Raw genomic sequence first — 25,566 nt, forward strand, 5'->3', positions numbered from 1 at the left:
TCGACAAAAACAACGTTGAGTTTTCGGCGACTCGCCGCTTGTGGGGAATTTATGCAAGGCAAGAACAGTTCTGGACACGATTTGGCACTCAACGAACAGTTGACCGTTGTGCTGATATCTCACGAACGCCCGGCGTTTCTGCGCAGGGCCGTGCGTTTCTACAGCGCCCTGCCGTGCAGGATCCTGGTGCTGGACTCGTCCGCCGAGGCATTGCCGGGCGTGGCCGGGCAATTTGCCAACGTGGAATATCAGCATCTGCCGCAGTTCGGCTATTGGGGCATCCGCGCCAAGCTGGCCTACGGCGTGCAGCAGTTGCAGACCCCCTACATGGTGTTCGCCGCCGACGATGACTTCCTGGTGCACGATGCCTTGCACCAGGCCGTTGACTTCATGGATGCCAACCCCGACTACAGCTTGTGCCACGGCTACAGCATGATGTACCTGACGCTGGCCAATGGCGTCAGCTACTACCGTCGTGACAAGAAAGTCTGCGAGGACTACTCGGCCGATCGTGCCCAGGATCGCCTGCTGGAATACATGTCCCAGTACCTGCCGCCGTTTTATGCGGTGCAGCGCACCGAGATTCTGCGCGACTGGTATGACGCGATGCCGCAAGACACGATCTTCCAGTGGCAGGAAGTCGGTCACACGTACTACATGCTGGCACGCGGCAAGGCACGTATCCTGCCGATCCCCTATGTTGTGCGTGAAATCAACTATCAGCATTCCGATCACAACACCGAGATCTTTCACTCACTGGCTTACACCGACGCCAAATCGGTGTCCGAGCGAGAGGTGTTTGCCACGTTCCTGGCCGGGTTGCCGACCCAGGTCGAGCATCAGGATCCGCAACAGGGAAAACAGTTTGTCCTGCAAAGTTTCGAAGCCCTGGCCGACAGCCTGCGCACCGGTCGGGCATTGACCGCCGAATTGATTCTGGAGTCGACCTGGACCGACATCGAAGCCGGCCCGCAGCGCCGCTTCGGGCCGAAACAGTACGTCGAAATGCCGTTCTACAATCAGGCGTTCTTCGATCAGTTGACCCAGTTCGAGTTTCTGCTGCACGCCATGCCGGCCGGCCGCATCCAGTTGCAAGGCCTGGAAGGCATCTGGGCCCGCCAGGAAAACCTGATGCAGGCCCGCAACAACGACACACCGGAAAGCGTGGTGGACCGCTTGTGGCAAGCCCACGACGCCAACGTATTCAACCGCACGGTGATCAACCGTCTGGTGGCGCAACTGCAATTGCTGGGCGAGGACGAAGACGCCGAAAAACTGCGTGCGTGGGTCGCTCGACTCGAAGCGGTGTCGCTCGAAGGCAATCAGGCGGTATTCGGCAAAATGCTGACCGGGCGTTTGCTCAAGTGGCTCGATGAGCGTCAGCCGGATGCCGGGCAGGCCCAGGCCATTGCCCGTCAACTGGCGGCCAATGGCGGCAGTCCGCAGTTCGGCATCTTCCTGCTGGATCTGGACAACGACATCGACAAGCTGCAGGTCACCCTGGACAGTCTGCTGGAAGGACACAGCAAGGCATTCAAGGTTGTGGTGTTCACCACCGGTGAACCACCGGCCGCGACCACGGCGCAGAATACCTTGCACTTTGTACGGGTGACCCAGGGCAACTTTGTCGACAAGCTGAACCTGAGCGTCAATCAATCGCCGTGCGACTGGCTGCTGCTGGCCGAAGCGGGCGACGAGTTCACCGCCAGCGGTCTGCTGCGTGCCGGTCTGGAACTGCAGTCGGCCGACGGTTGCCGTGCGGTGGCCACCGATGAAATCCAGCGCAGCGCCGACGGTGCCCTGGTGGACGTGTTCCGTCCGGGCTTCAACCTCGATCTGCTGCAAAGTCTGCCAGCCCTCATGGCGCGGCACTGGCTGATCCGCCGTGAAGTGCTGATCGAGGCGGGTGGTTATCAGGCCGACTTCAGCAAGGCGCTGGAATTCGACCTGTTGTTGCGCATCATCGAGCAGCGTGGTCTGGGCGGCCTCGCGCACCTCGACGAACCACTGCTGATTACCCGCTCTTCGGAGCTGGCAGAGAACACCGATGAACGTCAGGCGCTGCTGCGTCACCTGGGCAATCGTGGCTACAAGGCCAAGATCACCTCGTCGACGCCCGGCACTTACCAGATCGATTATCGCCACACCGAGCAGCCGCTGGTGTCGATCATCCTGCCGGTCAGCGATGATCTGCCGGCCTTGCAACGTTGCCTGGAAGGCGTGTTGCTGAGAACCCGCTACACCCGCTATGAAGTGTTGCTGGCGGCACGGGCTGGTCAGTCAGCCGCCGTCAACGACTGGCTGGGCACCCTGAGCCACGCCAAAGTCCGCGTTCTGCATGCCGATCAACCGCTGAGCGACGCGGCGTTGTGCAACGCCGCCAGCCAGCAGGCGCAAGGCGAGTACCTGGTGCTGATGGCCGCTGACAGCGAAGTCGTCAACCCGAACTGGATCGAGTCGCTGCTCAACCATGCCCAGCGTCCTGAAGTGGGCGTCGTCGGGCCGAAGCTGGTCGACCGCGACGGGAAAGTCTCCCAGGCCGGTCTGATTCTCGGCGCGGATGGCACCGTTGGTTCGGCCTTCATCGGCGAGAAGCACGACGCCGAAGGTTACATGCATCGTCTGCAGGTTGATCAGAACTACTCGGCCGTGTCGGGCGTGTGCCTGATGGTGAGCAAAGAGTTGTTCGACGCCCTGGGCGGGCTGGACGCCAAAAGCTTCGACGAAGGTTTCAGTGACGTCGACCTGTGCCTCAAGGCCGGTCAGGCCGGTTACCTCACCGTATGGACGCCGCTGGTGCAGGTGCTGCATGACGGGCAACTGTCGCAAGCGCCGCAGGCTCTGGAAGCACTGGCTGAAAAATGGTCCTCCGTCTTCGCTCAGGATCCGGCCGGTAACCCGAACCTGATCCTCAGCGGCAAAGGTTTTGGTCTGAACGAACGTGCTGCGGTGAACTGGGCGCAGTGGCTGGGCTGATGCCTCGGGGTACAGGAAACAGGACTCAAGACATGTTCAACGGTAAATCGATTTTTATCTCCGGCGGCACCGGCTCGTTCGGGCGCAAGTTCATCGCGCGCCTGCTCGAGCAATACCAGCCCAAGCGCGTGGTGGTGTTCTCCCGGGATGAGCTCAAGCAATACGAAATGCAGCAGACGTTCAACGCGCCGTGCATGCGTTACTTCCTCGGTGACGTGCGCGACGCCGATCGCCTGCGTCAGGCCATGCGCGGCATCGATTACGTGGTGCATGCCGCGGCGTTGAAACAGGTGCCGGCGGCGGAATACAACCCGACCGAATGCATCCGCACCAACGTCAACGGCGCGGAGAACATCATCGCCGCCGCCATCGACAACGGCGTGAAGAAAGTCGTCGCGCTGTCCACCGACAAGGCCGCCAGCCCGATCAATCTGTACGGCGCGACCAAGTTGCTGTCGGACAAGTTGTTCGTCGCGGCCAACAACATCGCCGGCGAACAGCAGACGCGTTTTGCCGTGGTGCGCTACGGCAACGTCGCCGGTTCACGCGGGTCAGTGGTGCCGTTTTTCAGCAAACTGATCGCCGACGGTGCGACAGAGCTGCCGATCACTGACGAGCGCATGACCCGCTTCTGGATCACCCTCGATCACGGCGTGCAATTCGTGCTCGACAGCTTTGCGCGGATGCACGGCGGCGAAGTGTTCGTGCCGAAGATCCCGTCGATTCGTGTGGTCGATCTGGCGCGGGGAATGGCCGAGCATCTGCCGCACAAGAACGTCGGCATCCGTCCCGGCGAGAAGCTGCACGAGTTGATGGTGCCGCTGGACGATGCGCGGATGACCCTGGAATTTGCCGATCACTACACCATCCAGCCGTCGATCCGTTTCACCAGCGTCGACGTGGATTTCGCCGAGGACAAACTCGGTGAGCGTGGCGTGCCGGTCGGCGAAGATTTCGAGTACCGCTCCGACACCAACCCGCACTTCCTTTCGGTGGGGCAGATCGCCGACCTGCACGCGAAGCTGTCGGTATGATCCCCTACGGTCGGCAAAGCCTCGACCAGACGGACATCGACGCGGTGGTCGAGGTGTTGCAGTCCGACTGGTTGACCCAGGGGCCGACCATCGAACGTTTCGAACAGGCGATGGCCGAGCGTTGCCAGGCTGATTTCGCCGTGGCGGTGTGCAACGCCACGGCGGCGCTGCACATTGCCTGTCTGGCGGCGGGGCTCGGCGCGGGCGACCGCTTGTGGACCACGCCGAACACCTTTCTCGCGTCGGCCAACTGCGGGCGTTATTGCGGTGCCGACGTTGATTTCGTGGACATCGACCCGCTGACCTGGAACCTCGATGCTGAAGTTCTGGCGAGCAAACTCGATGCCGCCGAGCGCGACGGCAGCTTGCCCAAAGTGCTGGTGGCAGTAGCGTTCTCCGGGCAGAGCTGCGACATGCGGCGGATTGCCGAACTGGCCGTGCGCTACAACTTCACCGTCATTGAAGATGCCTCCCACGCGGTCGGCGCAAGCTATGCCGGGCGCCCGGTGGGCTGCGGTGAATTTGCCGCGATGACCGTGTTCAGCTTCCACCCGGTGAAGATCATCACCAGCGGCGAAGGCGGCATGGTGCTGACCAATCGCCCGGAACTGGCCGAGCGCCTGCAACGCCTGCGCAGCCACGGCATGACCCGCGATCCGCAACAGATGACCGAGCCCAGCCACGGCCCTTGGTATTACCAGCAGGTCGAGTTGGGATTCAATTACCGGATCACCGATCTGCAAGCCGCGCTGGGCCTGTCACAGCTGAGCAAACTGGACGAGTTCATCGCCCGTCGCCGGGAGCTGGCCGCGCGTTACGACCGTCTGCTGGCGTACTTGCCGGTCACCGTGCCGAGCCTCCAGCCGGAGGCCGAATCGGCCTGGCATCTTTACGTGGTGCGTTTGCAGACCGAGCGCATCAGCCTCAGTCACCGTCAGGTGTTCGAAGGCTTGCGCGCCGCCGGCATCGGCGTGAACCTGCACTACATTCCGCTGCATCTGCAGCCGTACTATCGTGATCTGGGTTTTGCCGAGGGCGACTTTCCCGAAGCCGAGCGTTATTACGCCGAAGCGATCAGCCTGCCGCTGTTCCCGTTGCTGAGCGATCAGCAGCAGGACTACGTGGTCGAACAATTGCGTCGGTTGACTGAATGATTGCCGCCGTGGCGGTGGATGGAAAACGGTAATGCGTGATCTGAGCGAGCAGGAACAATTCTGGCAGGGCGAATTCGGCAATCAGTACGTTGAGCGCAACGTCGGCCAGCCACTGGTGGCGGCCAATCTGGCGTTGTTCGCCAAGGCGCTGACCCGGGCCGGGCGGATCGACAGCCTGCTGGAGCTGGGCACCAACGCCGGCAACAACTTGCAGGCGCTGCGTCAGCTGTTGCCCCGCTGTGAGCTGTTCGGGGTCGAAATCAATGCCAGTGCCTGTGCCCAGGCGCGTGCGCTGGAGATTGCGAACATCTGGCACGGTTCGCTGTTCGACTTTCCCCGTGAGCGCCAATACGACCTGACCCTGAGCAAAGGCGTGCTGATCCATCTGGCGCCGGAACTACTGCCGACGGCGTATGCGCAGTTGTATGCGTTGAGTTCGCGCTACATCCTGATCGCCGAGTACTACAATCCGTCGCCGGTGGAAGTGTCCTATCGCGGCAACAGCGGCAAGCTGTTCAAGCGTGATTTCGCCGGGGAAATGCTCGATCGCTATCCTGATCTGCAACTGCTGGACTACGGCTTCGGTTATCACCGCGATCCGCAATTTCCGGTGGACGACATCACCTGGTTCCTTTTGGAAAAACGTCCTTGAACAACGTCGCAATCATCCCGGCCCGCGGGGGCAGCAAACGCATCCCGCGCAAGAATCTCAAGCCGTTCGACGGTGTGCCGATGATTGTCCGTTCGATTCGTACGGCCCTCGATTCAGGCTTGTTCGAGCAGGTGGTGGTCAGCACCGACGACGCAGAGATCGCCGACGTGGCGCGAGCCAACGGTGCTCATGTGCCGTTCATGCGTCCGGTGGAGCTGGCCGATGATTTCACCGGCACCGCGGCGGTGATCATGCATGCCTTGCAGCAACTGCCGGCCTTCGAATACGCCTGCTGTGTGTACGCCACGGCGCCGCTGTTGCAGGCGCGGTTTCTGCGTCAGGGCCTGGAGTTGCTGGCGCAGCATCCGGACAAGTCCTTTGCTTTTTCGGTCACCGATTTCGGCTTTCCGGTGCAGCGCGCCCTGACCCTGGACGGGCAGGGCGCGCTGACGGCGTTGTACCCCGAGTTTCGCAATACCCGTTCGCAGGATCTGCCGGCTGCCTTTCAGGATGCCGGCCAGTTCTATTGGGGTCGCCGCGAGGCGTGGCTGGGTAGCGAGGTGTTGTATTCGCCGGCCAGTCTGCCGGTGATCCTGCCACGCCATCTGGTGCAGGACATCGATACCGCCGAAGACTGGAAGCGCGCCGAGTACCTTTACGCCGCCCTCAAGGCTGGTGGAGAGCTGCAATGAGAGTGCTGATCCGCGCCGACGCCTCGCCGACCATCGGCAGCGGCCACATCGCCCGGTGCCTGACACTGGCGCGAGTACTGCGCACGCAAGGCAGTCATGTCGCGTTCGCCTGTCGTCGTTTGCCGGGGCATCGGCTTGATGCGTTGCAGAGCGAAGGCTTCGAGACCTTCGCGTTGCCGGAGCGCTACGCCGGTGAAGACCCGGAGCAGGCCATCGAATCGATGCTGCCGTGGCAGGCGGATATCGATGCACTGGCGGCGCAACTGGAAGGGCAGCCTGAGTTTGACTGGGTCATCGCCGACCATTACGGCCTCGACCATCACTGGCAGACCGCAGCTCGTCGCTTCGCACCACGGATCGCCGCCGTCGATGATCTGGCGACCCGCCGCTACAGCGTGGACCTGTTGCTCAATCAGAACCTCTCCGGGCTCAGCGAAAATTATCAGCCGCTGCTGCCGGCCGGTTGCCGAACACTGCTCGGACCGCGCTTCGCCATGCTGCGTGAAGAATTCAGTGGCCCGGTCATCGAGATCAAACCGGTGGCGCGCCGGGTGCTGGTGAATTTCGGCGGCTTTGATGCGGCACGCCAGACTCATCACGCAATGCTGGCGCTGGCGGATTTTTCGGCGCTTGAAGTGGATTTCGTCGCCGGTGCCGACAACCCGGCCTGGGCAGAGATGCAGGCGCTGGCCGAACCCCGACCACACTGGCGCCTGCACAGTTTCGTCAGCGATTTTCATCGGCGCATGACCGAGGCCGACCTGTTTATCGGCGCCGGCGGTGGCACCAGTTGGGAACGCGCGGCCCTGGGCCTGCCGACGATCTGCATTGCGGTGTCGAATAACCAACAGGCCAACGGCGAAGTGATGGCGGCGGCCGGCGCGCATGTGTTCATGGGCGCGCGGGAGCAGGTCAGTGTCGAGCAACTGCGTGATGCGATTGGCTTTGTCGTGGGCAACTGTTATCTGCGCCAGAGCCTGGCCGAGCGTTCGCGGCAACTGGTCGACGGGCGCGGTGCGCTGCGGGTGGCGGCGGCACTGGCCGGCGCGGTGCTCAAGTTGCGTCTGGCGACGCCGGATGACGCGCAGTTGCTGTTCGATGGACGTAATGCCGAGGCCGTGCGCCGATGGTCGCTGGACAGCGCTGCGATTGATTGGACGCAACATGTGAACTGGCTGGGCGCGAGCCTGCGCAATCCTCAGCGGTTGCTGCTGGTGGCCGAGGCGGATGACGGCCCGGTCGGTGTCCTGCGCTACGATCTGCGCGGCTTTGAGGCAGAGGTTTCGCTGTATCTGATCGAGGGGCGTTTCGGCCTCGGCTGGGGCAGGGCGCTGCTGGCACAGGGCGAAGCCTTTGTGGCAGCGCACTGGCCGCAAATGACCGCCATTACCGCCCAGGTATTGCCGGCCAATCAGCCCTCGATGAATGTTTTCCGTGACGCCGGGTTCACCCAGAGTGCCTGCGCGTTCACCAAGGTTTTGAAGGAATCCCGTCAATGAGCAGTTTCAAGATCGGCAACCGCCGGATCGGTGCCGATGCGCCGCCGTTCATCATCGCTGAAATGAGCGGCAACCATAACCAGTCGCTGGACGTCGCCTTGCAGATTGTCGAAGCGGCGGCAAAGGCCGGTGCCCATGCCTTGAAGCTGCAAACCTACACCGCCGAAACCATGACCCTGGATCTGGCGGAAGGCGAGTTCTTCATCAAGGATTCGAACAGTCTGTGGGCCGGCACCTCGCTCTATGACTTGTATGAAAAGGCCTACACGCCCTGGGAATGGCATGCGCCGATCTTCGCCCGGGCCAAAGAGCTGGGCATGCTCGCGTTTTCGACACCGTTCGATGACAGCGCCGTGGACTTTCTCGAAAGCCTCGATGTGCCGGCCTACAAGATCGCCAGTTTCGAAAACACCGATCTGCCGTTGATCCGCCGTGTCGCAGCGACTGGCAAACCGTTGATCATTTCCACCGGCATGGCCAGCATCGCCGAACTCGACGAAACCGTGCGCGCCGCCCGTGAGGCGGGATGCAAGGATCTGGTGCTGCTCAAGTGCACCAGCACCTACCCGGCGACCCCGATCAACAGCAATGTGCGCACGATTCCGCATCTGCGTGAGCTGTTCGGTTGTGAGGTCGGTCTGTCAGACCACTCGATGGGCGTCGGCGTGTCGGTGGCGGCGGTGGCGCTGGGCGCGACGGTGGTGGAAAAACACTTCACCCTCGACCGTTCTGCCGGTGGGGTGGACGCCAGTTTCTCGCTGGAACCGGCGGAACTGGCCAGCCTGGTCGTCGAGACCGAGCGCGCATGGCAGGCCATGGGCCAGGTGCATTACGGCGTGACCGAGGCTGAGCAAAAGTCGCTGGTTTACCGTCGGTCGCTGTACGTCACGGCCGATATGGCGGCCGGTGAGCCCTTCACGGCGGCCAATGTACGTGCCATTCGTCCCGGTCTCGGTCTGCCGCCCAAGCACACCGATGCCGTCCTCGGGCGCCGTGCGCGCCAGCCGATCAAACGCGGTACGCCGCTGGACTGGTCATTGGTCGAATGACCCGATCTGTCATCGATTCGGCAAAATAGCGTGACCTGCGAGTCATAACGCGCATCTTCACTGTATTGTAATGACCGGGGAGATGGCGCCTGGCCCGTTTTCGGTTCCAGTGATAGCCCTTTGCGCTCCCCGTGGCTGCCCGTTGTGGCGGCCGTTTTCTGTTTGTCGGCGCCCCTCGAATCCTTGCGAGCGGTGGTATTGGGCTGTTTATTATTGGGAAGCCGTAATGATTGGCATAAAAAGCATTGCGAGCTACGTTCCTGTAGCCGGCGTGGACAATTACGCACAAGGTGCAAAATTCGAGAAGGATGAAGAATTCATCCTCGGCAAGATCGGTTCGGCCTTCCTCCCACGCAAAGACGCGGAACAGGAAACCTCCGATCTGTGCGTTGAAGCGGCCAATGCGCTGTTTGCCAACAACCCTGAACTGAAACGTGAATCCATCGATGCGCTGATCGTCGTCACCCAGAACGGTGACGAAGAAGGCCTGCCGCACACCGCTGCCATCGTCCAGGACAAACTCGGCCTGTCGACCAATGTCGCGGCGTTCGACATTTCCCTGGGTTGCTCCGGCTACGTCTACGGCATCTACGCGATCAAGGGCTTCATGGAAGCCGCCGGCCTGAAGAATGGTCTGTTGATCACCGCCGACCCGTATTCGAAGATCGTCGATCCGGAAGACCGCAACACCACCATGCTGTTCGGCGATGCCGCCACTGCCACCTGGATGGGCGAAGACCCGGTCTGGGCGCTGGGCAAGGCCAAGTTCGGCACTGACGGTTCCGGCGCACCGCACTTGAAAGTCACCGATGGCGTGTTCTTCATGAACGGCCGTCAGGTGTTCAACTTCGCACTGCTCAAGGTGCCTGCGCATCTGCACGAACTGCTCGACGATTCCGGTCTGAAGGCCGATGACATCGATGCCTTCTGCATTCACCAGGGCAGTGCGGCGATTGTCGACGCCGTGGCGCGGCGGTTCGAAGGCGAGCCGGAGAAGTTCATCAAGGACATGGTCGAGACCGGCAACACCGTGTCGTCCAGTGTGCCGCTGCTGCTGGAAAAACACGTGATGGATTCCGATTGGAACCGCATCGCGATCAGTGGTTTCGGCGTCGGTCTGTCGTGGGGTTCGGCGATCATTTATCGTCCTTGAATCGGATAAAAACGGCGGATACAAAAATAGCGTTCAAGGGTTAACCTTGAACGCTATTTTTTTGCCTGAAGGGAGCGCGAGGCGCCATGAGTGAGTTTTTCCAGGCCAATGCTGAAGTCGTCGAGCGACGCTGGCCGGCGCTGTTCGCACGATTGCTGAACGAAGACAGTTCGGCGATCGAGGCTGAGCTGACGCAGGGGCTGGGCTCGACGCTGAGCATTGGCGGCATTCAGCTCACCAGCCGGCATGACCGTGTCCGCGAGGCGCAGATTCAGGCTGCCACCCTGCCGGCGGACAAGCCGCAACTGCATGTCTACGGCACCGGCCTCGGGGACTTGCCCACGGTGCTGCTGGAGCGCACCGGGCTCGAGCGCCTGTATGTGCACATCCTCAACGGCGCGCTGTTTGCCCTGGTGATGCAATTGCTCGATCAACGGGAGTGGTTGCAGGACCCGCGGGTTGAATTGCTCTACGCCGGCGACCTGTCCGACATCTGCACGCCATTCTTTGCATTGCCTGCCGAAATGCTGCTGGCCGATGACTTCAACGCGAAGATTCGTGATCGGCTGGTCAGCGAAGTGCACCTGAGCTTCAACAATCGTGAATTCGATCCGCAGTCACCGTTCATTCAACAGCGTCTGCAGGACTGCTTGCCGGTACTGCTGGCTGACGATGATGTGGCAACGCTGTTCGGCACCTGTGCCGGTCGGGAGATCTATGTGATCGGCACCGGCCCGACGCTGGAACAGCATTTCGAACGTCTGGCCGCGGTCCGCGAGCGGGCCGTTCGTCCGTTGTACATTTGTGTCGATACCGCATACCGGCCGCTGCGCGAGCATGGGATCGTGCCCGACTATGTGGTGAGTATCGATCAGCGCATCAGCTTCCGGCATTTGCCATTCGAGGAATCCGACGGCATCCCGCTGGTGTATCTGCCCATGAGTGACCCTGAGGTGCTGAGGGCCTGGAAGGGCAAGCGTTATGGTGGCTATTCGGCCAGTCCGGTCTACGCGGCATTGCGTGAGCAGCACCCGAGGGCGCTGCTGCATGTGGGTGGCAGTGTGATTCACCCGGCCGTGGACCTGGCGGTGAAGATGGGCGCTGCACGCATCACGCTGTTCGGTGCCGATTTTGCCTTCCCGATGAACAAGACCCATGCCGGCTGGAATGATGGTGACCTGGGGCCGTCGGTGAATCAGGCGCGGCACTGGGTGCGTGACGGTTATGGCCAGCGCGTCAGTACCCAGCTCAATTTTCGCGGCTATCTGTGCGTGCTGGAGCGCTATATCGCCAGTCAGCCGCAGGTGGCGTTTTTCAATAGCAGCCGCGCGGGGGCACAGATTGCCGGGACGGGTTTCAATCAGGAGTTCGTGCAATGACTGCGCTGCAATCATGGGTAGATGAATGCCACCAGTGCGCCGGGCTGTTCCGCTTGGGGCGTGATGTCGAGGCCGCGTTGACCATGGTCGATGTGTTTGAGGGCGCGCAGCAGTCATTGCTGTTGGCCGGCGCGCAGACGCAGCAAGTCTGGGCGCAGTTGCTCACGCAAATGCTCGCGTGTCAGGAGCGTCAGGACTGGTTGGGACTTGCCGATTTCATGGAGTACGAGTTGATTCAATTGCTGGAAGAATCGTCCGCCTGAAGAGGAGCGAAGGCGCTGGCCCGCCGGTTTGCGCCACGGACGGTTTTATGACGTCATTTTTTCGAAGGTAAAGTGCTGCTAAGTCTTTGTTTTCTAGGGGGTGGCAGGGTGATGGCAAATTTTTTCAAAAAAGCCCTCAAGCAACCTGCAAACCCGACGATAACTATTACGAAGGTTCTCTAGGCCATACCCGGCGGTTGCCAGGGCCGGAAGCCGCAGTACCCAACCAACGAGGAATTCGTCATGGCTTTAACAGTAAACACCAACACCACGTCGTTGAACGTTCAGAAAAACCTGAACCGCGCTTCCGATGCTCTGTCGACTTCGATGCAGCGCCTGTCTTCCGGCCTGAAAATCAACAGCGCTAAAGACGACGCCGCCGGCCTGCAAATCGCTACCCGTATGTCCTCGCAGATCCGTGGTAACACCCAGGCGATCCAGAACGCCAACGACGGTATTTCCGTTGCCCAGACCGCTGAAGGCGCTCTGCAAGCTTCGACCGACATCCTGCAGCGTATGCGTGAACTGGCTGTTAAAGCTCGTAACGGTACCAACGGCACTGCTGACCAGACCGCAACCAACGCTGAATTCGCTCAGATGTCTGACGAAATCACCCGTATCTCAGCTGCTACCAACCTGAACGGCAAAAACCTGCTGGACGGTTCGGCTGGTACTGTAACTCTGCAAGTTGGCGCCAACACTGGCTCCGCCAACCACATCGACCTGGTACTTAGCGGCAAGTTCGACGCCGTCAGCCTGTCGGTAGGTAGCGGTACTGTTGTTCTGACCGGTGCTACTTCCGCAGCCGCCGCTTCGAACATCGACAACGCGATCACCGCGATCGACGCTGCAATTGCGAACATCAACGCCACTCGCGCCGCTCTGGGTGCTTCGCAAAACCGTCTGACCAGCACCATCCAGAACTTGCAGAACATCACCGAGAACACCACTGCTGCACAAGGTCGCGTACAAGATACCGACTTCGCCGCAGAGACTGCTAACCTGACCAAGCAGCAAACCCTGCAACAGGCTTCGACCTCTGTTCTGGCTCAAGCCAACCAACTGCCTTCCGCTGTACTGAAGCTGCTTCAGTAATTTCGGAATGAGTTTTAGCGGGGGAGTGCGCTTGCGTGCTCTCTCGCTTTTTACGTTATGAGGTGATGAGCATGGACATGAGCGTCAAGCTTAACGTGTCTTATCCGGCTCCCAAGCCAGCCAATACCGTTACCGACAAACCGTCGGAAACCAAGCCTCAGACCGTTGATGCTGTTCCTGCCTCGAAAAAGAGCCAGGAATCAGATGAAACCAAGCTGAAGCTGGCGGTGCAGGAGATCGAGAAATTCGTTCAGTCGATCAAGCGCAATCTGGAGTTCTCGATCGATGAGCATTCCGGCAAGGTGATTGTCAAGGTGATCGCAAGCGAGACGGGCGAGGTCGTACGACAGATCCCTTCCGCAGAAGCACTCAAGCTGGCAGATAGTCTGGCCAACGCGAGTCACGTGTTGTTCGACGCCAAAGTCTGATAACTGGCATGAATAGTGTTTGAAGTTCTTTAGACGCAAGTAGTGGTCAAAAGACTGGCAACAACCCAAGGGAGAAGCACATGGCAAGTCCAATTTTACCGGGTTCGGGCCTGGGTTCCGGCCTGGACATCGGTGCGATCGTTACAGCACTGGTCAATGCCGACAAGTCGCCGAAGCAGACGCAGATCGACAACGCCACCAAAACCAACACGCTGAAGATTTCCGGTATCGGCACGTTGAAGAGTGCGCTGACCGCATTCCAGACGGCGATGACCAACCTGGGCAGCAAGACCAATCCAGCATTTGCGGGTTACACGGCGACTTCGGGTACTCCGGCCGTGTTGGGTGTTTCTGCGGATAACACTGCAGTCTCGGGTACTTATAGTGTTGTAGTGAATAAGCTGGCCACCGGCTCGAAAATAGCCAGTGCATCCTTTGCCGGCGGTGCTGCCAGTGCCATTCCGAGTGGTACCCTGAAAATCAGTCAGAATGGCACTGATTACAATGTCACGATCCCGGCCAATGCGACCTTGCAGAGCACCCGGGATGCGATCAACTCGGCTCAGGCCGTCAATGGTATTTCCGCCAACATCGTGACCGACAGCTCGGGTGCTTCGCGCCTGGTGATCAGTTCGAGCAAGACCGGCGCCGGCTCCGACATGAAAGTCAGCGGCATTGCCGGTCTGGAAATCGACGGCACCCAGACCATGGGCACCAACCCGGCCGCCGGCGCTTCTGGCGCGGTCAACGGCCTTGCTCAGGACGCGTCGCTGACCATTGACGGCCTGGCGGTGACCAGCAAGAGCAACACGGTCACCGGCGCCATCAGTGGCCTGACGATGAATCTGACGACGGTCAGTGCCGGTGATCCACCCTCGACACCTGTCACAGTGACTGTCGACGGTAACACCAAGGGATTGCAGACGTCGGTTCAGGCGTTCGTCGATGCCTACAATACCTTGAAAAACACCATCGATTCGTTGTCCAAGGCGACGCCGGACGAAGATGGCAAGCTGACCGTTCAGGCGGCGTTCACTGGCGACTCGCTGGCGCGTTCCTTGATTGCCGATATCCGCGGGCAGATTACGGCCCCGAGTGCGACTGCTGGCAGTCCGATTGCTTATCTCTCGCAGCTGGGCGTCATGACCGACCGCAACACCGGTAACCTGACGTTCGACACGACTGCGTTCAACAAGGCCATGTCTACGCCGGGCATGAGCGGCAAAGTCCAGGAGATGTTCACTGGCACCAACGACACCAATGGTCTGTTGGCGCGCATGAGCAAGGCGGTTGACCCATATCTCAAGGCTTCGGCTGATGGCAAGACCACCACCGGTCTGCTGGATCAGCGCCTGACTATCCTGAACAACAATACGCGCAACATTACGTCCCAGCAGTTGGCTCTGGACCTGCGTGTCGCCAACCTGACCAAGACGTTGACTGCTAAGTACAACGCCATGGACTTGCTGGTAGGGCAGATGAAAGCGACGGCGAGCAACATTACGTCGTTCTTCAGTTCGCTGAACGCCCAGCAGTCTGCGAAGTAACATGTAATAGCGACAAAAACCCGGCTACGCTTTCGAGCGTGTGCCGGGTTTTTGTCTTATGGTCTAAAGTTTTCTGGCTTGCAGGCGATACACTGCTCATACGAGTCATAGTTGCAAATGAGGTAGAACATGAATCCGATGTTGGCCCTTCGGCAATACCAGAAAGTCGGCGCTCAGGCCCAGACGTCCGAAGCGAGTCCCCACCGTCTGGTGCAAATGCTGATGGAAGGTGGTCTGGACCGTATCGCTCAGGCAAAGGGCGCCATCGAGCGCAAGGACATTGCCGCCAAGTGCACGGCGATCAGCAAGGCCATCGGCATCGTCAGCGGCTTGCGTGAAGGTCTGGATCTGGAAAAGTCTGCCGATACGCTGGCTGATCTGGACGGTCTTTATATCTACATGATGAAGCGTCTCGCCGAGGCGAACATCAGCAGCGATCCGCGCATTCTTGATGAGGTTGCCGGCTTGCTGAGCACCGTCAAGGAAGGCTGGGATGCGATCGCACCTGCGCCCGCTCCGCAGTTCTGAGGAGATCACCATGAGTCTTGTTTTGCAGCGAATCGAAGAAACCCGAGTAGCGCTGGTCGGTGCCCTGGCCGAGCGCAACTGGGAAGCCATCGGTCAATTGGATCTGGATTGCCGTTCCTGCATGGAAGATGTCTTGAGTGAAGCCTCGGTGGACGAGGTCGCCTTGCGCGATAACCTTGAAGAGTTGCTGCATGTCTACAAGCAGCTGCTTGAAGTTGCCATGGGTGAGCGTCAGGCGATAGTCGACGAGATGTCGCAGATCACCCAAGCGCAGAACGCGGCAAAGGTTTACCATCTGTTTGGTTAATTAACCCCCAGTTAATCCAGACATGTGCGCCATAAATTTGACTGTGCACGGTTTTTTGACTTAACTAGTGGCTGTTTTCAGATTTCAGGCGTCTACAGGCACAAGGTGTCCTGCAAGCGTCTCGCTTGCCCCTCATTTTGGGCATTGAGTTGACTAGGGAAGTTGCTATTGCATGTGGCGTGAAACCAAAATTCTGCTGATCGATGACGATAGCGTCCGCCGCCGCGACCTGGCGGTGATCTTAAATTTTCTTGGCGAAGAAAATTTACCCTGCGGAAGCCATGACTGGCAGCAGGCAGTCGGCTCTTTGTCGTCTAGTCGTGAGGTCATTTGCGTACTGATCGGGACGGTTAATGCTCCTGGTGCGCTTTTGGGCTTGCTAAAGACACTCTCAACCTGGGATGAGTTCCTTCCGGTTTTGCTGATGGGCGATAATTCTTCGGTGGACCTGCCCGAAGACCAGCGCCGCCGGGTACTTTCGACCCTCGAAATGCCGCCGAGCTACAGCAAACTGCTGGACTCCCTGCACCGTGCCCAGGTCTATCGCGAGATGTACGACCAGGCCCGTGAGCGTGGCCGGCATCGCGAACCCAACCTGTTCCGCAGCCTGGTCGGCACCAGCCGCGCGATCCAGCACGTGCGTCAGATGATGCAGCAAGTGGCCGACACCGACGCCAGCGTACTGATCCTCGGCGAGTCCGGTACCGGCAAGGAAGTGGTTGCGCGCAATCTGCATTACCACTCCAAGCGTCGTGACGCGCCGTTCGTACCGGTCAACTGCGGGGCGATCCCGGCCGAGTTGCTGGAAAGCGAACTGTTCGGTCATGAGAAGGGCGCCTTCACCGGCGCGATCACCAGCCGTGCCGGCCGCTTCGAGCTGGCCAACGGCGGTACGCTGTTCCTCGACGAAATCGGCGACATGCCGCTGCCGATGCAGGTCAAGCTGCTGCGCGTGCTGCAGGAGCGCACCTTCGAGCGCGTGGGCAGCAACAAAACCCAGAGCGTCGACGTGCGCATCATCGCCGCGACCCACAAGAATCTCGAAAGCATGATCGAGATCGGCACCTTCCGCGAAGACCTCTACTACCGCCTGAACGTGTTCCCGATCGAGATGGCGCCGCTGCGTGAGCGCGTCGAAGACATTCCGCTGCTGATGAACGAGCTGATCTCGCGCATGGAGCACGAGAAGCGCGGTTCGATCCGCTTCAACTCCGCCGCAATCATGTCCCTGTGCCGCCACGGCTGGCCGGGCAACGTCCGCGAACTGGCCAACCTGGTGGAGCGCATGGCGATCATGCACCCGTACGGGGTGATCGGCGTGGTCGAGTTGCCGAAGAAATTCCGCTACGTCGACGACGAAGACGAGCAAATGGTCGACAGCCTGCGCAGCGACCTGGAAGAGCGCGTGGCGATCAACGGCCATACGCCGGACTTCAGCGCCAACGCCCTGTTGCCGCCGGAAGGTCTGGATCTGAAGGACTACCTCGGTGGTCTGGAGCAGGGCCTGATCCAGCAGGCGCTGGACGATGCCAATGGTATTGTGGCTCGCGCCGCCGAGCGCCTGCGCATTCGCCGCACCACGCTGGTGGAGAAGATGCGCAAGTACGGCATGAGCCGTCGTGAAGGTGATGAACAGGCGGATGATTGACGCCTGTTTTTCAACTGCTTCATTTATAAGCGGTTTTTTTTAGGCACGGGTATTGCTATGTCCCTCGCAACGTTCCGTTTCACTGACGGTCAGCCAAGCGAGAAGCACAATGCCCCAAGCCTCCCAGATGTCTTCTGTTCCCGAGTCCTCGGGGCAACTGCCGTCCGTAGAGCAGGCCAGCCGCCAGGGGCTTGAGCAGGCATTCGCCCTGTTCAACCAGATGTCCAGCCAGTTGACCGACTCTTATAGCATGCTCGAAGCCCGGGTCACCGAGCTCAAGGGCGAGCTGGCCGTGGTCAGCGCCCAGCGCATGCAGGAACTGGCGGAAAAAGAACGCTTGGCCAACCGTCTGCAAAACCTCCTCGACCTGTTGCCCGGTGGCGTCATCGTCATCGACGGCCACGGTATTGTGTGCGAGGCCAACCCTGCCGCCATCGAATTGCTCGGTCTGCCGCTGGAAGGCGAGCTGTGGCGCCATGTCATCACCCGTTGCTTCGCGCCCCGTGAAGATGACGGTCACGAAATTTCCTTGAAAAACGGTCGACGCCTGTCGATTGCTACCCGCTCGCTGGATGCCGAGCCTGGGCAGTTGGTGCTGCTCAACGACCTGACTGAAACCCGCCACTTGCAGGATCAACTGGCGCGCCACGAGCGCCTCTCGTCCCTGGGGCGGATGGTCGCATCGCTGGCTCATCAGATCCGCACACCGTTGTCCGCCGCGTTGCTGTATGCCAGTCATTTGACCGAGCAGGAACTGCCGGTCGCGACCCAGCAGCGTTTTGCCGGTCGCCTCAAGGAGCGTCTGCACGAGCTCGAGCATCAGGTGCGCGACATGCTGGTCTTCGCCCGTGGCGAGCTGCCGCTGACCGACCGTGTCACGCCGAATGCCTTGATGCAGTCGTTGCAGGCCGCGGCGCTGACCCATGTGCAGGATCTGCCGATCCGCTGGCAATGCGACAGCCATGCCGGCGAGTTGCTGTGCAATCGCGACACGCTGGTCGGGGCGCTGCTCAATCTGATTGAAAACGCGATTCAAGCGAGTGCCGGTGAGGTGCGTCTGAAGGTGCATTGCTATACCCGCGACAACACCTTGCGTTTGTGTGTCAGCGACAGCGGCAGCGGTATTGATGCGGCGGTGCTGGCGCGGCTGGGCGAGCCGTTTTTCACCACCAAAGTCACCGGGACCGGCCTGGGCCTGACCGTGGTCAAGGCCGTGGCGCGTGCGCATCAGGGAGAATTGCAGCTGCGTTCGCGGGTCGGGCGCGGTACGTGCGCGCAGGTCATCCTGCCGTTGTTTTCTGCTGTTCAGGGAGCTGAGTGAAGGTCATGGGCATCAAGGTTCTGCTGGTCGAGGACGACCGCTCGTTGCGCGAAGCGCTGGCCGATACGCTGCTGCTGGCCGGTCACGACTATCACGCGGTGGGTTCGGCCGAAGAGGCGCTGAGCGCCGTCGAGCGCGAAGCGTTCAGTCTGGTGGTCAGCGACGTCAACATGCCGGGCATGGACGGCCATCAATTGCTCGGCCTGCTGCGCGCGCGGCAACCGCAATTGCCGGTGCTGCTGATGACCGCGCATGGTGCAGTGGAGCGCGCGGTCGATGCGATGCGTCAAGGCGCGGCGGATTATCTGGTCAAGCCGTTCGAGCCCAAGGCTCTGCTGGATCTGGTAGCCCGTCACGCCTTGGGCAGCCTTGGCGTCAGTGATGCCGAAGGGCCGGTCGCGGTCGAGCCTGCCAGTGCTCAATTGCTGGATCTGGCAGCGCGGGTCGCGCGCAGTGATTCCACCGTGCTGATTTCCGGCGAGTCCGGCACCGGCAAGGAAGTGCTGGCGCGCTACATTCACCAGCAATCCCATCGTGCCAGTCAGCCGTTCATTGCGATCAACTGTGCGGCGATCCCGGACAACATGCTCGAAGCCACCCTGTTCGGTCACGAAAAAGGCTCGTTCACCGGCGCTATCGCGGCCCAGGCCGGCAAGTTCGAACAGGCGGACGGTGGCACCATTCTTCTCGATGAAATTTCCGAAATGCCCCTCGGCCTGCAAGCCAAACTGCTGCGGGTGTTGCAGGAGAGGGAAGTGGAGCGGGTCGGCGCCCGCAAGCCGATCACCCTGGATATCCGCGTGGTAGCGACCACCAACCGTGATCTGGCCGGCGAAGTGGCGGCGGGGCGGTTCCGTGAAGACCTCTATTATCGTCTGTCGGTCTTTCCCCTGGCCTGGCGTCCGTTGCGCGAGCGCACCGCCGATATCCTGCCGCTGGCCGAGCGTCTGTTGGCCAAACACGTCAATAAAATGAAGCATGCGACGGCGAAGTTCTCGCCCGAAGCGCAAGCGTGCCTGATCGGGTATCCGTGGCCGGGCAATGTGCGCGAGCTGGATAACGCGATCCAGCGGGCCTTGATTCTGCAGCAGGGCGGGTTGATCCAGCCGCAGGATTTCTGTCTCTCCGGGCCTGCGCTGTTCGCTCCATTGCCGGCGGCCGTTCCGGTTGCGCCGGTCATTCGTGAAGTCGAAATCGAGGCGGATTCGGCCGGTGCACTGGGCGATGACCTGCGTCGCCGCGAGTTTCAGATGATCATCGACACCCTGCGTACCGAGCGCGGCCGGCGCAAGGAAGCCGCGGAAAAACTCGGCATCAGCCCGCGCACCCTGCGTTACAAACTGGCGCAAATGCGCGATGCGGGCATGGATGTCGAAGGCTACCTGTTCGCCACCTGACGGGTCGCGCAAACGTTTGAAACGGCTTTTCTGAAAGCGGTGCCCATGAGCTGGCACCGTTGTTGCTAACACCTGAGTACCCGCCGAGTGAGTGTCAAAAAATTGCGGGCCGCCCAAGAGAGTAGACCATGAGCCAAGGTATTGAATTTAATCGGTTGATGATGGACATGAAGGCCATGCAAATGGACGCCATGTCGAAGCCGAAATCGACTTCCGCTGTCCCGGAAGTGGCAGGCAGCAACTTTTCCGACATGCTCGGTCAAGCCATCAACAAAGTGAACGATACCCAGCAGGCGTCGAGCCAATTGGCCAACGCGTTCGAGATCGGCAAGAGCGGCGTCGATCTGACGGACGTGATGATTGCCTCGCAGAAAGCCAGCGTATCGTTCCAGGCCCTGACCCAGGTGCGCAACAAGCTGGTTCAGGCTTATCAAGACATCATGCAGATGCCGGTTTAAGGACGAGATTGAGTCATGGCAGAAGCAGTCGCCGATAACGTTCCGGCCAAGGCCACCCCGATAGACGGCAAACCGCCGCTGTTCGGCCTGTCCTTCCTGGAAAACCTCTCCGAGATGACCGTGCTGCGTCAGGTGGGCCTGTTGGTCGGCCTGGCCGCGAGCGTGGCGATTGGCTTTGCCGTGGTGCTGTGGTCGCAGCAGCCGGACTACCGGCCTCTGTACGGCAGCCTTGCCGGCATGGACGCCAAGCAGGTCATGGACACCCTGGCCTCCGCCGACATTCCCTACACCGTCGAACCGAATTCCGGCGCCTTGCTGGTCAAGGCCGATGACCTGTCCCGTGCGCGGCTCAAGCTCGCGGCCGCTGGTGTCACTCCCAGCGACGGCAACATCGGTTTTGAAATCCTCGACAAGGAACAGGGTCTGGGCACCAGCCAGTTCATGGAAGCGACCCGTTATCGTCGCGGCCTGGAAGGCGAACTGGCCCGCACCATTTCCAGCCTGAACAACGTCAAGGGCGCGCGCGTTCACCTGGCGATCCCGAAAAGCTCGGTGTTCGTGCGTGACGAGCGCAAGCCAAGCGCTTCGGTACTGGTCGAGCTGTACTCCGGTCGTTCGCTGGAGCCAGGCCAGGTCGTTGCCATCATCAACTTGGTGGCGACCTCCGTTCCGGAGCTGAGCAAATCGCAGATCACCGTCGTCGACCAGAAGGGCAACCTGCTGTCGGATCAGGCGGAAAACTCCGAAATGACCATGGCCGGCAAGCAGTTCGACTACAGCCGCCGCATGGAAAGCATGCTCACCCAGCGCGTGCACAACATTCTGCAACCGGTACTGGGCAACGATCGCTACAAGGCTGAAGTCTCGGCTGACGTTGATTTCAGTGCCGTCGAATCGACTGCCGAGCAGTTCAACCCGGATCAACCGGCCCTGCGCAGCGAACAGTCGGTCAACGAACAACGCACCGCCAGCAATGGCCCACAAGGTGTGCCGGGTGCCTTGAGCAACCAGCCACCTTCGCCGGCTTCGGCGCCGCAGACCACCGGTGGCGCAGCCGCCCCGGCGAGCATGGTGCAGCCAGGCCAGCCACTGGTTGATGCCAACGGTCAGCAGATCATGGACCCGGCCACCGGCCAGCCGATGCTCGCGCCGTATCCGGCGGACAAGCGTCAACAATCCACCAAGAACTTCGAGCTCGACCGCTCCATCAGCCACACCAAACAGCAGCAGGGTCGCCTGAATCGCCTGTCGGTGTCGGTGGTGGTGGACGATCAGGTCAAGATCAACCCGGCCAACGGTGAAACCACCCGTGCGCCGTGGAGCGCCGACGAATTGGCGCGCTTCACCCGTCTGGTACAGGACGCCGTCGGCTTCGACGCCAGCCGTGGCGACAGCGTCAGCGTGATCAACATGCCGTTCTCCGCCGAGCGCGGCGAAGTGATCGCCGACATTCCGTTCTACTCCCAGCCATGGTTCTGGGACATCGTCAAACAAGTGCTGGGTGTGCTGTTCATCCTGGTGCTGGTGTTCGGCGTGCTGCGTCCGGTGCTCAACAACATCACCGGTGGCGGCAAAAGCAAGGAGCTGGCCGGTCTGGGCGGCGACATGGAACTCGGTGGCATGGGCGGTCTGGACGGTGAACTGTCCAATGATCGCGTTAGCCTCGGCGGCCCGACCAGCATCCTGCTGCCGAGCCCGAGCGAGGGTTATGACGCTCAGTTGAACGCAATCAAGAGTCTGGTGGCAGAAGACCCGGGTCGTGTGGCCCAGGTCGTGAAAGAGTGGATTAACGCAGATGAGTGATAACCGAGCCGCCGTCGCCAAACTGTCCCGGGTCGATAAAGCCGCGATTCTGCTGCTGTCCCTGGGTTCGACCGATGCCGCACAAGTGCTGCGCCACATGGGCCCCAAAGAGGTCCAGCGAGTCGGCGTGGCCATGGCACAGATGGGCAACGTCCACCGTGAGCAGGTCGAGCAGGTCATGAGCGAGTTCGTCGACATCGTCGGCGATCAGACCAGCCTGGGCGTCGGCTCCGACGACTACGTGCGCAAAATGCTCACCCAGGCCCTGGGTGAAGACAAGGCCAACGGCCTGATCGACCGCATTCTGCTGGGCGGCAACACCAGTGGCCTCGACAGCCTGAAATGGATGGAGCCGCGCGCCGTTGCCGACGTGATCCGTTACGAACACCCGCAGATTCAGGCGATCGTGGTCGCGTACCTCGATCCGGATCAGGCCGGTGAAGTGCTGGGCAACTTCGACCACAAGGTGCGTCTGGACATCATCCTGCGCGTCTCGTCGTTGAACACTGTGCAGCCGGCCGCGCTGAAAGAATTGAACCAGATCCTCGAGAAGCAGTTCTCCGGCAACTCGAACGCCTCGCGCACCACCCTGGGTGGTATCAAGCGGGCGGCGGACATCATGAACTTCCTCGACAGCTCGATCGAAGGCCAGCTCATGGACTCGATCCGCGAAGTCGACGAAGACCTGTCCGGTCAGATCGAAGACCTCATGTTCGTGTTCAACAACCTGGCCGATGTCGACGACCGCGGGATCCAGGCGCTGTTGCGCGAAGTCTCTTCCGATGTGCTGGTGCTGGCCCTCAAGGGGTCGGACGAAGGCGTCAAGGAGAAGATCTTCAAGAACATGTCCAAGCGTGCCGCCGAACTGCTGCGCGACGACCTCGAGGCCAAGGGCCCGGTGCGCGTCAGCGACGTGGAGACCGCGCAGAAGGAAATCCTCACCATCGCCCGCCGTATGGCCGAAGCCGGAGAAATTGTGCTCGGTGGCAAGGGCGGCGAGGAAATGATTTAAGCCCATGGACAAGCATGACGACGATGTGACGGACCTGATCCGTGCCCGGGACGTCCGCGGCTTCGATACCTGGGCCTTGCCCAGCTTCGATCCGCCGGCGCCTGAGCCCGAGCCGGAACCGGAACCTGAACCTGAACCGCCGGAAATGGAAGAAGTGCCGCTGGAGGAAGTCCAGCCACTGACCCTCGAAGAGCTCGAAAGCATCCGTCAAGAGGCCTACAACGAGGGCTTCGCCATCGGTGAAAAGGAAGGCTTTCACAGCGCCACCCTCAAGGTGCGCCAGGAAGCCGAAGTGGTCCTGACGGCCAAGGTCGACAGCCTTGAGCAACTGATGGCGCACCTGTTCGAGCCTATTGCCGAGCAAGACACCCAGATCGAAAAGTCGCTGGTCGACCTCGTGCAGCACATCGCCCGTCAGGTGATTCAGCGCGAACTGGCCATCGACTCGACGCAGATCGAACACGTCATGCGCGACGCACTCAAGCTGTTGCCGCTGGGCGTGAGCAATGTGCGGCTGTACGTCAATCCGCAGGATTTCGAACAGGTCAAAGCCCTGCGCGAACGTCATGAGGAAACCTGGCGCATCGTCGAGGACGAAACCCTGCTGCCGGGCGGTTGCCGGGTCGAGACCGACCACAGCCGGATCGACGCCAGCATCGAAACCCGCGTCAGCCAGGTCATGGCCAAGCTGTTCGACCAACTGCACGAACAGGCCCTGCACCCGGCCGCGCCGGACCTGAGTCTGGACTTGCCGGAAGCGCCAAAACCGGCACCGGTCGCAGAAGAGCCGCTCGCGGACGCCCCCGATGCGCCTTGAACGCACCAGTTTCGCCAAGCGCCTGAGCACCTACGCCGAGGCCACCGAAATCGCCGGTGCGCCGATTCTCGAAGGGCGCCTGCTGCGCATGGTCGGCCTGACGCTCGAAGCCGAAGGCCTGCGCGCCGCCATGGGCACCCGCTGCATGGTGATCAACGACGACACCTATCACCCGTCCCAGGTGGAAGCCGAAGTCATGGGCTTCTCCGGCAGCAAGGTGTTCCTGATGCCGGTCGGCAGTGTGGCCGGCATTGCCCCGGGCGCCCGCGTGGTGCCGCTGGCCGACACCGGTCGCTTGCCGATGGGCATGAGCATGCTCGGTCGCGTGCTGGACGGTGCCGGACGTGCGCTGGACGGCAAGGGCGGTATGAAAGCTGAAGACTGGGTGCCGATGGACGGCCCGACGATCAATCCGCTCAACCGAGACCCGATCAGCGTGCCGCTGGATGTCGGCATTCGTAGCATCAACGGTTTGTTGACGGTCGGTCGCGGTCAGCGTCTGGGTCTGTTCGCCGGTACCGGTGTCGGTAAATCCGTGCTGCTGGGCATGATGACCCGCTTCACCGAGGCCGACATTATCGTCGTCGGCCTGATCGGTGAGCGGGGTCGAGAAGTTAAAGAGTTCATCGAGCACATCCTCGGTGAAGAAGGCCTCAAGCGCTCCGTAGTGGTGGCGTCGCCGGCGGACGATGCGCCGCTGATGCGTTTGCGCGCGGCGATGTACTGCACGCGGATCGCCGAATATTTCCGCGACAAGGGCAAGAACGTTCTGTTGCTGATGGATTCCCTGACCCGTTTCGCACAGGCCCAGCGGGAAATCGCCCTGGCCATCGGTGAGCCGCCGGCGACCAAGGGTTATCCGCCGTCGGTATTCGCCAAACTGCCGAAACTGGTGGAGCGTGCCGGTAACGCGGAGAAGGGCGGTGGTTCGATCACAGCGTTCTATACCGTGCTGTCCGAGGGCGATGACCAGCAGGACCCGATTGCCGACTCCGCGCGGGGTGTACTCGACGGGCATATAGTGCTGTCGCGGCGGCTGGCCGAGGAAGGGCATTACCCGGCCATCGATATCGAAGCCTCGATCAGCCGGGTGATGCCTGCAGTCGTGGCGCCGGAACACATGCAGCGCGCGCAATACTTCAAACAGCTGTGGTCGCGCTATCAACAGAGCCGCGACCTGATCAGCGTCGGCGCCTATGTCGCTGGCGGTGACCGCGAGACGGACCTTGCCATCAATCTGCAACCGCAACTGGTCAGATACTTGCGTCAGGGGCTCAACGACAAAATCAGCCTGGGTGAAAGCGAGGCGTACCTCGAAACGATTTTCGCCCCGGCGGCCGGCGGGTAACCGGTC

General features: G+C 60.9%; 23 protein-coding genes. All 23 read left to right on the top strand.

Going from position 1 to position 25,566, the window contains the following annotated elements; genetic code table 11:
* Positions 1–51: 51 nt before the first annotated feature.
* The 23 genes from PDR5_RS07715 (at position 52) to fliI (ending at position 25,560) form a co-directional block, all read left to right on the top strand.
* Positions 52–2,976: a glycosyltransferase family 2 protein gene (locus tag PDR5_RS07715; protein WP_064594322.1), complete on the top strand. Its 2,925-nt coding sequence runs from the start codon at positions 52–54 to the stop codon at positions 2,974–2,976.
* A gap of 32 nt (positions 2,977–3,008) precedes the next feature.
* On the top strand, positions 3,009–4,010 hold the full coding sequence (gene pseB, locus PDR5_RS07720; RefSeq protein WP_064594325.1) for a UDP-N-acetylglucosamine 4,6-dehydratase (inverting): 1,002 nt from the start codon (positions 3,009–3,011) through the stop codon (positions 4,008–4,010).
* A complete protein-coding gene (gene pseC, locus PDR5_RS07725) occupies positions 4,007–5,164 on the top strand; it encodes a UDP-4-amino-4,6-dideoxy-N-acetyl-beta-L-altrosamine transaminase (RefSeq protein ID WP_064594328.1) in 1,158 nt (385 codons plus the stop codon). Before pseB ends, pseC begins: the two co-directional genes overlap by 4 nt.
* 31 nt (positions 5,165–5,195) lie before the next feature.
* Positions 5,196–5,816, top strand: a complete 621-nt coding sequence (locus tag PDR5_RS07730) for a pseudaminic acid biosynthesis-associated methylase (RefSeq protein ID WP_064594331.1) — start codon at positions 5,196–5,198, stop codon at positions 5,814–5,816.
* Positions 5,813–6,508, top strand: a complete 696-nt coding sequence (pseF, locus tag PDR5_RS07735; protein WP_064594333.1) for a pseudaminic acid cytidylyltransferase — start codon at positions 5,813–5,815, stop codon at positions 6,506–6,508. The genes PDR5_RS07730 and pseF overlap by 4 nt, the downstream gene beginning before the upstream one ends.
* Positions 6,505–8,007, top strand: a complete 1,503-nt coding sequence (pseG, locus tag PDR5_RS07740) for a UDP-2,4-diacetamido-2,4,6-trideoxy-beta-L-altropyranose hydrolase (protein ID WP_064594336.1) — start codon at positions 6,505–6,507, stop codon at positions 8,005–8,007. The genes pseF and pseG overlap by 4 nt, the downstream gene beginning before the upstream one ends.
* Positions 8,004–9,056: a pseudaminic acid synthase gene (gene pseI, locus PDR5_RS07745; RefSeq protein WP_064594338.1), complete on the top strand. Its 1,053-nt coding sequence runs from the start codon at positions 8,004–8,006 to the stop codon at positions 9,054–9,056. The genes pseG and pseI overlap by 4 nt, the downstream gene beginning before the upstream one ends.
* 226 nt (positions 9,057–9,282) lie before the next feature.
* A complete protein-coding gene (locus tag PDR5_RS07750; protein WP_064594341.1) occupies positions 9,283–10,209 on the top strand; it encodes a ketoacyl-ACP synthase III in 927 nt (308 codons plus the stop codon).
* Positions 10,210–10,295: 86 nt separating this feature from the next.
* The gene (locus PDR5_RS07755) at positions 10,296–11,588 is read left to right on the top strand and encodes a motility associated factor glycosyltransferase family protein (protein WP_064594343.1); all 1,293 of its coding nucleotides are present in this window, start codon (positions 10,296–10,298) and stop codon (positions 11,586–11,588) included.
* Positions 11,585–11,851: a hypothetical protein gene (locus PDR5_RS07760; protein ID WP_064594345.1), complete on the top strand. Its 267-nt coding sequence runs from the start codon at positions 11,585–11,587 to the stop codon at positions 11,849–11,851. Before PDR5_RS07755 ends, PDR5_RS07760 begins: the two co-directional genes overlap by 4 nt.
* A 243-nt stretch (positions 11,852–12,094) precedes the next feature.
* Positions 12,095–12,946, top strand: a complete 852-nt coding sequence (locus tag PDR5_RS07765) for a flagellin domain-containing protein (protein WP_064594348.1) — start codon at positions 12,095–12,097, stop codon at positions 12,944–12,946.
* Positions 12,947–13,017: 71 nt separating this feature from the next.
* Positions 13,018–13,374, top strand: coding sequence for a flagellar protein FlaG (locus PDR5_RS07770; RefSeq protein ID WP_064594351.1), 357 nt, complete (start codon positions 13,018–13,020; stop codon positions 13,372–13,374).
* An 80-nt stretch (positions 13,375–13,454) separates the two neighbouring features.
* Positions 13,455–14,921 carry a flagellar filament capping protein FliD gene (fliD, locus tag PDR5_RS07775; RefSeq protein WP_064594352.1) on the top strand — a complete coding sequence of 489 codons (1,467 nt, stop codon included), beginning with the start codon at positions 13,455–13,457 and terminating at the stop codon, positions 14,919–14,921.
* A gap of 129 nt (positions 14,922–15,050) precedes the next feature.
* Entirely contained in the window at positions 15,051–15,449 is a 399-nt protein-coding gene (fliS, locus tag PDR5_RS07780) for a flagellar export chaperone FliS (protein ID WP_064594357.1), read from the top strand.
* A gap of 10 nt (positions 15,450–15,459) precedes the next feature.
* Positions 15,460–15,756: a hypothetical protein gene (locus PDR5_RS07785; protein WP_039765621.1), complete on the top strand. Its 297-nt coding sequence runs from the start codon at positions 15,460–15,462 to the stop codon at positions 15,754–15,756.
* 172 nt (positions 15,757–15,928) lie between these two features.
* Positions 15,929–17,404: a sigma-54 dependent transcriptional regulator gene (locus PDR5_RS07790; protein ID WP_039765583.1), complete on the top strand. Its 1,476-nt coding sequence runs from the start codon at positions 15,929–15,931 to the stop codon at positions 17,402–17,404.
* A 109-nt stretch (positions 17,405–17,513) separates the two neighbouring features.
* Positions 17,514–18,725, top strand: coding sequence for a sensor histidine kinase (locus PDR5_RS07795; protein ID WP_039765586.1), 1,212 nt, complete (start codon positions 17,514–17,516; stop codon positions 18,723–18,725).
* Positions 18,726–18,730: 5 nt separating this feature from the next.
* Entirely contained in the window at positions 18,731–20,122 is a 1,392-nt protein-coding gene (locus tag PDR5_RS07800) for a sigma-54-dependent transcriptional regulator (RefSeq protein WP_064600713.1), read from the top strand.
* Positions 20,123–20,250: 128 nt separating this feature from the next.
* Positions 20,251–20,580 (top strand): flagellar hook-basal body complex protein FliE, encoded by a 330-nt coding sequence (gene fliE, locus PDR5_RS07805; RefSeq protein ID WP_011333048.1) that lies wholly within the window; start codon positions 20,251–20,253, stop codon positions 20,578–20,580.
* Between the two features lie 15 nt (positions 20,581–20,595).
* The gene (gene fliF, locus PDR5_RS07810; RefSeq protein ID WP_007958290.1) at positions 20,596–22,383 is read left to right on the top strand and encodes a flagellar basal-body MS-ring/collar protein FliF; all 1,788 of its coding nucleotides are present in this window, start codon (positions 20,596–20,598) and stop codon (positions 22,381–22,383) included.
* The gene (gene fliG / locus PDR5_RS07815; protein ID WP_007958288.1) at positions 22,376–23,395 is read left to right on the top strand and encodes a flagellar motor switch protein FliG; all 1,020 of its coding nucleotides are present in this window, start codon (positions 22,376–22,378) and stop codon (positions 23,393–23,395) included. The genes fliF and fliG overlap by 8 nt, the downstream gene beginning before the upstream one ends.
* Before the next feature lie 4 nt (positions 23,396–23,399).
* Positions 23,400–24,212 (top strand): flagellar assembly protein FliH, encoded by an 813-nt coding sequence (gene fliH, locus PDR5_RS07820; RefSeq protein ID WP_064594361.1) that lies wholly within the window; start codon positions 23,400–23,402, stop codon positions 24,210–24,212.
* The gene (gene fliI / locus PDR5_RS07825) at positions 24,202–25,560 is read left to right on the top strand and encodes a flagellar protein export ATPase FliI (protein WP_011333051.1); all 1,359 of its coding nucleotides are present in this window, start codon (positions 24,202–24,204) and stop codon (positions 25,558–25,560) included. Before fliH ends, fliI begins: the two co-directional genes overlap by 11 nt.
* Positions 25,561–25,566: the final 6 nt, after the last annotated feature.

This window comes from Pseudomonas sp. DR 5-09 (assembly GCF_001655595.1).
In the GTDB taxonomy this organism is placed as follows: Bacteria; Pseudomonadota; Gammaproteobacteria; order Pseudomonadales; family Pseudomonadaceae; genus Aquipseudomonas; species Aquipseudomonas pharyngis.